Here is a 7,701-nt window from a genome sequence, read left to right as displayed (position 1 = left end):
TCTGCTGGTGTGCGTTCCCGCGCTGATGCGTCGCATGCCCCGCCCAGGGCCGTGGATGGTGGTGTTCAAGCAGGCGCTCGCGTTCCCCATGCTGGCCGCGGTGGTGTGGCTGGCCTGGGTGCTCGGCGTTCAGCGCGGGCCTTCTGGAATGGCGGCCCTGCTCGCCTGTCAGGTGATGGTTGCGCTGGGGCTGTGGGGATATGGCCGTACGCAGAGCAGCCTGTCGCGCAGCGCCGGGATCTGGCGCGTGGTGTCGCTCGCCCTGGTGGCGGGCGCACTGTGGTGGCTTGCGGACGGACTGGTGCACAAGCAGGCCGAGGCCATCGCCTGGCAGCCCTTCTCGCCCGCGGCCCTGCAGAAGGCGCGCGATGAGAAGAAGGTGGTGTTCATCGACTTCACCGCCGCCTGGTGCGCCACGTGTCAGACCAACGAGCGCCTGGTGCTCTCGCGCCGCGAGATCGCCGACGCCTTCACCCGCCGCGGCGTGGTGGCGCTGCGCGGCGACTTCACCTCGCAAGACCCGGTCATCGCCACCGCCCTGGCCAGCTACGGCCGCAGCGCCGTCCCCGTCTACGTCGTCTACCGCCCAGGCGACGACAAGCCCAACGTGCTCCCCGACGTGCTGACGCCGTCGGTGGTTCTCGACGCCATCGCAACGCCCTGAGCGCCTGGCCGGGTCGTGCTGTGGTCGTTCCGAGACAGCGCTGCGTTCGCAACCCCCTGAGCGCCTCCGCGTTCGGAATTCAGATTGCCGAACGGTGACGACGAGAGCGCAGCGGTGAGGCTGTGTTGGCGCTGTTAGGCTGGAACCCGCCCCGAACTTTTAGAGATGCGCCCGCAGATGCGCCGGCACCGACCACGCGATCGCCGGATCTGCGATGTGCTCCACAGGCCGCACCGCGCCTCTCCAGGCCACGCCCATGATCTGCATCGTGTGGTAGATCTTCGTCTGCCAGCCTTGCTCACGCAGATGGTCGAGGCCCGCGGCTACGTCTGGTGACGCCAGGTCGTGGAAGAGGATCATGGCGTCGTCGCTGGCCAGCGCTGCGCATGTGATGGCGTCGTTCAGCGGGGCGACGCCCTCGTGGTCGCCGTCGATGAAGATCAGCGGCCAGCGCTTGTGGTGACGCTGGGCGATCTCTTGCACCCGCTGGGGGCTCTTCCCGGGGTACAGGCTGCAGCGCGGGAGAGCGCCGGCCTCGGCGAGTGACGACGAGACGCTGTCGTAGAACACGGCGCTGGCCAGCAGCGGATCGACGATGTCGAGCTGGCGCAGCCCTCCCAGCGCCAGGTGGCACGCCGACCATCCGAACCAGCAGCCGATCTCCAGCGCGTGCTGGCCCGCGAACATGCGGGCGGTGTTGTACAAGATGTGGGCCTCGTCTCGACTGAGAAAGCCCACGGTGGGGCTGCGTCGATCGACGTACCACCGATGGGCGATCTCCTTGCGCAGGTAGGCCCACGAATGGCTGTCGGGGTCGCCCTCGACCTTGTTCGGAAAAGCGATGTCAGGAAAGACCTTCTCAAAATGGGGAGCGATGTAGTCGTGTCTCCCCATCGCCGCCGCGCGCGCATGCGCGAGCTGCGCGTCGTCGTGCTTGCCGTTCTCCTTGAGCGCCACGGCCAGCAGGTTCCACGCGGCCTTGTTCGTGGGGCTGGCCTCTGTCGCCCGTCGCAGCAGCACTTCGGCTGCGTCGAAGCGCAGGGTCTGGGCGGCGATCATGCCGCCGCGCAGAAGCGCCTGCGTGTGGTTCGGCTTCAGCGTGAGCACCGCCTGGCAGAGCGCGTCGGCCGATGTGAGGTCGCCCTGTTCATGGTAGCGCGCGGCCAGCTCGGCGGCTTCGTCGGGCGAGAGCTGCTTCGCCACGCGCCCATCGGCCGGTTCCCGCGGCGATGGGGTTGCGTTGAAGAAGGCATCGCCCAGCACGCGGTGCGCAGCCTCGGCGCGCTCGCGCACCTGTTCGGGCGGCTCGATCGCGCAGAGCGCATCGAGCGGCGATGCTCCGTCTTGAAGAGGCTCACCGCGCTTGAAGCAGAGGCGTCCCGTGTAATCGATGGGGTGAAAGACCACGGGGTCGCGCTGTGCCGCGAAGTACTCATCGACCGCGCGGCGCGCGCCTTGCCAGTGGCCGTAGTCATCGATGAAGAGCGCGCCCCCCGGCACGAGGCGTGGGTACAGCACATCGAGCTCGCAGCGCGTCGATTCGTACCAGTCGGTGTCGAGCCGAAGCAGGGCGATCTGTTCAGGTCTCTGCTTGTGCACGGTCTCTTCGATCTTGCCCTCGACGAACCGGAGCTGCTGCTGCGGATAGCCAGTGCGCTCGAGGTTTCGCGCCACGACCTCGCGAGGGGCATAGCTCCAGATGCGGGAGGTCTCGCTGCGGGCTTCGGCCGCCAGCAGCGATTGAGCGGTCTGGCCATGCGTGTCGCGATCGATCTCCGATGGCGGCGGCATGCCCTCGAAGGTATCATAGAGCCAGATGGTGCGATCGGTGCACCCCAGCGCGGCCAGGGTCAGCGCCATGAGCATCACCGATCCGCCTCGCCACACCCCGCACTCCACGAAATCCCCGGGAACTTCATGGCGCACGATGATCAAGACGGCCCGATACAATGCATACATGCGCTCGACAGAGGTCATGGTCGCGTCGCGACAGGCGGCGTGAATGGCTGCGAAGAGCGGGTCTTGCAGCGGATCGCTCATGGGCGTGCGGGAGGTCTCAGTCTCGTGCATGGGCGGCCGTCGAGGGTTGAGCGTTCTGCGTCATTCAGGCGCGGGCCTCGAGCTTGCGAATGAACCCGTTGGTGCACCACGTGAAGTTGTGTCCGAAGTAGTCGCAGTACTGGGCGTCGATGGCGTACTCACCCGCATGCTGGGTCAAGAACTCGAGCAGCGCCCGGCCAGGGCCCCCGTTGTACTGGGCGTCTCCCCCCATGTCGGAGACGATGCCGTCTTCCACCACCACGTATTCGTTCGGGCGCAGATGCGCATGGAAGAATGCCAGCACGTTTCGGGTGGTCTCGTAGTGATGGTCGGCGTCTTCGATGACGAGCCACGGTCGGGGCAGCGAGGCCAGGAGTTCGGGGGTGATGGTGGCGGCCAGATCCCGGCCGTCGGCCTCCCAGAACGTCACCCGAGGGTGTGAGACCCCGGCAGGCCTGCGAATGTCGAACGAGTGGACGTGGCCGTCGATGCCGAGGCTGTTCAGCTGGTCGCCGAACCAGCACGCGCTCCCGCCCGCAAACGACCCGATCTCGATGATGGTGCGGGGCTTGAGGTTCCACAGCAGCAACGGGTACAGGGCGAGATCGAAGGGGTCTTTCAGCAGCGGGGTGCCCTTGTACGCATAGCGCAGCGTGCCGTGCTGTATGCTCGCCACGGCCTGCGGCGCAAGTGCGGTGCCCCACGGTCTCATCTGCGACACGATGCCTCCTGACGGTTGCTCAGCCTCTGTTCAGCGCAGGCCGCAGCGCCGATGCGCACAGAGACACCGCCGTGTTGGCCTCGTCGACGATTCTCTTCAGGGCGATGAAGCCCTGCAGGTGGCGCGCGAAGCACACGCATTGCGCGCGCGCGCTGGCTTGCCGATTGAGCGGCGCCGTGCGTGCCGTGTGACGACCGATGTCAGCCGATCAGGGGCGTGGCTTCACCGTGAAGGCGAATGCGCGGTGGGGGATGGCTGAGGTTGCTGGGTAGGTGTTTGGCTGGTAGGAGTCAAGGCCCCAGCACTCGACGGTGAGGTTGGCGTCGGCATCCCAGGCCAGCGTGGTGTAGCCGAACTGATCCGGCACGTAGAAGTCGGCGCTCTGGGGAGCGGTCGAAGCGGTCGGGTCACCTGCGCGAAACACGTTTGTCAGTCCCGCATATCCGACCAGGCCGATCAGGGGCTGCCTGTAATCGGCAAGGTCTCCGTTGACCTGCGCGGCGACCTGCTGGATGGTGGCGAACGTGTGTGATTCCGGCGTGGCGTAGTCGTTCGGGCCACCCGCTCCCATCGGACCGGCGAGCAGCTGGAAGGCGCCGGGTACGGGGGCCCAGACCAGCGGTTGGTTGATTGGATCGGGCTGGTACTGCAGCGGGGTCACTCGAACGGTGTGGTCGTCGGTGGTCAAGAAGACCACATTGCGGATCTGGTTGTCGACCAAGAACTTCAGCAGCTCGTTGCGGGCCGCCGGGTAGCCTCCCGCCCAGGACTTGCTGTCCTGATGCGGGCCGCTCTGGTCGATGGGGGTGGAGAGGGCGATGACGATCCAGCGGGCGCCTTCGCTGTGGGCGGCCAGCATCTGCGACTTGAACCATGCGAGCTGCGTTTCTCCCAGCATGGTGCGGTCGGGGGACGAGTTGGCGCTCTGATAGACGCCAGGCTTCGGGTCGCTGTTGTTCGGGCTCGTCCACTGACTCGGGTCGAGAGAACCGTTCGAATCGAACTGAGCCGGCTGGCGCGTGATGTAGGGTGGCGTGAGCGGATTGTCGGCGGGCGCAACCATGCGGGCGTCGCGATAGCTGCGGTCGTCGAGCTGGATGTAGGTCACGTTTCGTCCCCACCTGCGGGAGAACCAGTTGCGGGCAGTTCCGTCGGTGCGCGGATCGCGCGGCGCGGAGATCGTCGCCTCGGTCGGATACAGAAGGTTCGTCACGGTCAGTCCGAACGGCATCGTATCGCCGCCGCTGATGGAGCCCTGAATGTCGGTGCTGATGGGAAGGTTGTTGTAGAAGGCCTTGGTCTCGGCCAGGAAGCCCACCGTCTTGTTGTTGTAGGCGCCGGTGCGGTTCACGGCATATGCGTCGTCGACGTTCTCCTTGAGCGACTGCAGGGCAGCCCCGCCGCTCTGGAGCGAGCCGAAGATCTCGTGGTTGTCGATCAACGCGTACTGGGCGGCGGCCGCGAACATGCGCTGCAGACCCGTCTGCAGGCCGGCGGAAGGGGTGTCGGCGATGGTGCCGTCTGCGTTGACCCCGGAGATGTTGGCCAGGTACAGGGTGTTGAGCGGATCAAGCGCGGCGAGGGCGACGTCGGGTCCCGAGGTGCCCGACGGGGTCTGGTATGGGCTGCCTTTCCCGAAGCCGGGGAGACCGTTCGCATCGTTCCGCTCGTAGATGATATCGCCGAGGAAGATGAATGCGTTGAGCCCCACGGATCCCGGGTTGAGCGCGGTTCCGAAGTTCGCCATCGCTGGATAGGGGCGGAAGCGCTGATCGGCATCGCCGCTGAAGCCGATCTTGAAGGGTTCGACCGCGGTGGGCGCAGGCAGCGTTCTGAGCTGCCCGGTGATGCTCCGGCTCGCTAAACCTTGAAAGCAGTACCAGTAGTGCGTTGAAGGTGAGAGGCCCGTGACCGCCATCTTGACGGTGTTCGCGTTGGCGGGCACCGAGGGAGAGGTCAGGGTGCGGACCACCGTCTGGAAGGACGGATCGGTGGCGATCAGGGCCGTGCAGTCAACGGCTTCCGCCCCCCGTACCCGCGCCCACAGCACGGCCTCCTGGCTCGTGACATCGCCCGCCGACACGGCGGCGAACACGGTGCTCGATGGGGCATTGAACGTCTGGGACGGTGGAGAGACAGCGTTCGGCCCGCTACCGCTTGAGCAGCCCACGAGCAGCAGCGCGCACGTCATTGTCTGTATGAATGTGGATGCTCGGGCTCTCAGCGACGGGGCGAAAAGGTGTGTCACGTGTGCAGAAGTTCCGTTTGCAATTTCGACCAGCTACTTTGGTCGTTGAAGTTCCATTCTTTTGCGCAGCTCGCTGAAACCTTCACAACCAGAGGATGCGGTACGTGGACACGCCGGGTCTCGTGGCTTCCCGGGTGGGTGACGATGCGTCTCTGTCAGTGGTCCGAAGCAGGAGGCCCGTTCAGGGTGGCCGTCAAGCTCAATCTATCGCTCGACGCGGCGGTCGTGATCCGGGCGCGAGCTGTCTACTCATGAAGAGGTTTACACGAAGCGTCACCCTCTTCGCACTGTTGATTCTGCTCCACGCGATCGCGTTCGACACGTTCATGAAGCGCATGAATCTGCTCGGCGTGAAGTAGAGCGGGCTTTGGGAACAAGATGGTGCCGGCTGGCGACCTCAAAACCGACGTTGTCAGTTGCAGGGGGGCATGGTATAGTTGGATGGCACAGTGATGTAGCATCAGTAGGTAGCATCAACTAGGAGGCGCGTTCATGGCGGCCGTCAAGCTCAATCTATCGCTCGACGCAGAGGTCGCGGTCGCGATCCGCACGCGAGCTGCCGCGCAGGGCAAGAGCATGAGCCGCTATCTGGCCGATCTCGTGCAGCAAGAGCAGCAGCAGAGCCTCGATGAGCTGGCTTGCGAAGGCTATCGTTCGCTCTCGGCCGAGACCTCCGAATTTGCCCACAGCGCGCTTCCACTCGCCAACGAGACCTGGCCTGCCTGGTCGCCAGAGCCGGTTGATGCGCCGGAGCCGGCTGCGCGCGAGAGGGCCTAGATGCCGCCAAAGGTCAAGCGGGGCGAGATCTACTGGGTTGATTTCAATCCGGCGCGAGGAACCGAACAGGCCGGCACGCGCCCCGCCCTCGTGGTACAGAACGACCGAGGCAACACATGGTCTTCATACACGGTCGTGGCGGCGATCAGCTCGGCGCCTCTTCCCAGGGTCTATCCGTTCACCGTTCCCCTCGAGCAGGGCGAAGGCGGTCTGCCACAGGCAGGGCACGTCAACTGTGCGCAGGTGTTCACCATCGATCAGTCGAGATTGCTTCGCCGCTCCGGTGCCCTCGACGCCGTCCGCATGAAGCAGGTTGACACAGCGCTTCGTTACCAGCTCGAGCTGTACTAACCGTCCAGTAGTAGTCTCGACTGTGGCTCGCAAGTCGTCGCCGATCTCGGTGCCCTCCGCGTCTGCGCTCCTCGGCGTACTGCCGAGAGTACGCCTGCGGTGCTCGCTTGTGCGGGCTACCGATCTCATCTCCTGTTTGCTCGCCTCGTTTCGTTTCTACTACTGGACAGTTAGTAAGGTACTTCGCACGTCGATCGCGAACTGCCCGTGCATGAAGATGTTTCCACGAATCGTCACTCTCTTTGCATTGTTTATTCTGCTCAACACGATGGCCATTGGCGCGCATGCCCGCACCGTGCCGGCGGGTGCCATCGCACTTCATGTCTCGGGTGGAATCGTGGGCCTCGACGAATGGGTGATCGTGAAGGCCGATGGCACTGTCGTGGCTGCTGACCGAAAGAGCGAGCGCGTCGTGCGCAACCTTTCGCCCGCCCAGCTCGCTCAGCTGCAGAAGGCCTTCGACACGGCGGGGTTCTTCCAGTGGAAGTCCGCCTACGGCGGGCCGACGGCGGCCGATGGAATGACCCGCACCCTCTTCTACGATGACGGCAAGCGGAAGAAGACGGTGTCGTGGACGGATCCGGGCACCCCGCCGGCCGCCTTCGACTCGCTCATGAAGCGCATGAATTCGCTTGGCGTGAAGTAGAGCATCAGCCGCATGTCGCTCCGCTGCGTATCGCCGCCGCGGCGAACGAGATGGAAAGGGCCTGCCTGCGAATCGCGAATAAACGCAAGGCCTGAGTGATACGGGAGGGGCAGGGGTTCGTGAAGTCAGGTCGGAGCAGCAGCACTTATCTTTGGTGGGTGGCGTGCGCTTGCGCGTGCGGGGTGTTGTTCGCCTTCCTGCGGGCTACGCCGGAGGAGACGCGTAATCTGCGGGCTACGCCGGAGGAGACGCGT

General features: G+C 65.1%; 7 protein-coding genes. 4 read left to right on the top strand and 3 right to left on the bottom strand.

From position 1 onward, the window contains the following. Positions 1 to 664: DUF255 domain-containing protein (locus EB084_15370; GenBank protein ID NDD29637.1), on the top strand; the 664-nt coding region annotated here is incomplete at its 5' end. 159 nt (positions 665 to 823) lie between these two features. Here the strand turns inward: EB084_15370 and EB084_15365 are convergent. From EB084_15365 to EB084_15355, 3 genes are all read right to left on the bottom strand, one after another. After that, positions 824 to 2,734 (bottom strand): hypothetical protein, encoded by a 1,911-nt coding sequence (locus EB084_15365; GenBank protein NDD29636.1) that lies wholly within the window; start codon positions 2,732 to 2,734, stop codon positions 824 to 826. 34 nt (positions 2,735 to 2,768) lie between these two features. After that, a complete protein-coding gene (locus EB084_15360; GenBank protein ID NDD29635.1) occupies positions 2,769 to 3,416 on the bottom strand; it encodes a cephalosporin hydroxylase in 648 nt (215 codons plus the stop codon). Positions 3,417 to 3,633: 217 nt separating this feature from the next. Continuing rightward, on the bottom strand, positions 3,634 to 5,616 hold the full coding sequence (locus tag EB084_15355) for a hypothetical protein (GenBank protein NDD29634.1): 1,983 nt from the start codon (positions 5,614 to 5,616) through the stop codon (positions 3,634 to 3,636). A 549-nt stretch (positions 5,617 to 6,165) separates the two neighbouring features. Here EB084_15355 and EB084_15350 point away from each other — a divergent pair. The 3 genes from EB084_15350 (at position 6,166) to EB084_15340 (ending at position 7,447) form a co-directional block, all read left to right on the top strand. Continuing rightward, positions 6,166 to 6,450, top strand: coding sequence for a hypothetical protein (locus EB084_15350; protein ID NDD29633.1), 285 nt, complete (start codon positions 6,166 to 6,168; stop codon positions 6,448 to 6,450). Beyond that, complete coding sequence (locus tag EB084_15345) at positions 6,451 to 6,801, top strand: type II toxin-antitoxin system PemK/MazF family toxin (protein NDD29632.1); 351 nt, start codon at positions 6,451 to 6,453, stop codon at positions 6,799 to 6,801. A 211-nt stretch (positions 6,802 to 7,012) separates the two neighbouring features. Further along, positions 7,013 to 7,447 carry a hypothetical protein gene (locus EB084_15340; GenBank protein NDD29631.1) on the top strand — a complete coding sequence of 145 codons (435 nt, stop codon included), beginning with the start codon at positions 7,013 to 7,015 and terminating at the stop codon, positions 7,445 to 7,447. Positions 7,448 to 7,701 lie beyond the last annotated feature (254 nt).

Source organism: Pseudomonadota bacterium, from assembly GCA_010028905.1.
GTDB lineage: Bacteria > Vulcanimicrobiota > Xenobia > RGZZ01 > RGZZ01 > RGZZ01.
The sequence above is the reverse complement of the archived record's forward strand: the minus strand, read 5'-3'. Positions and strand labels throughout refer to the sequence as shown.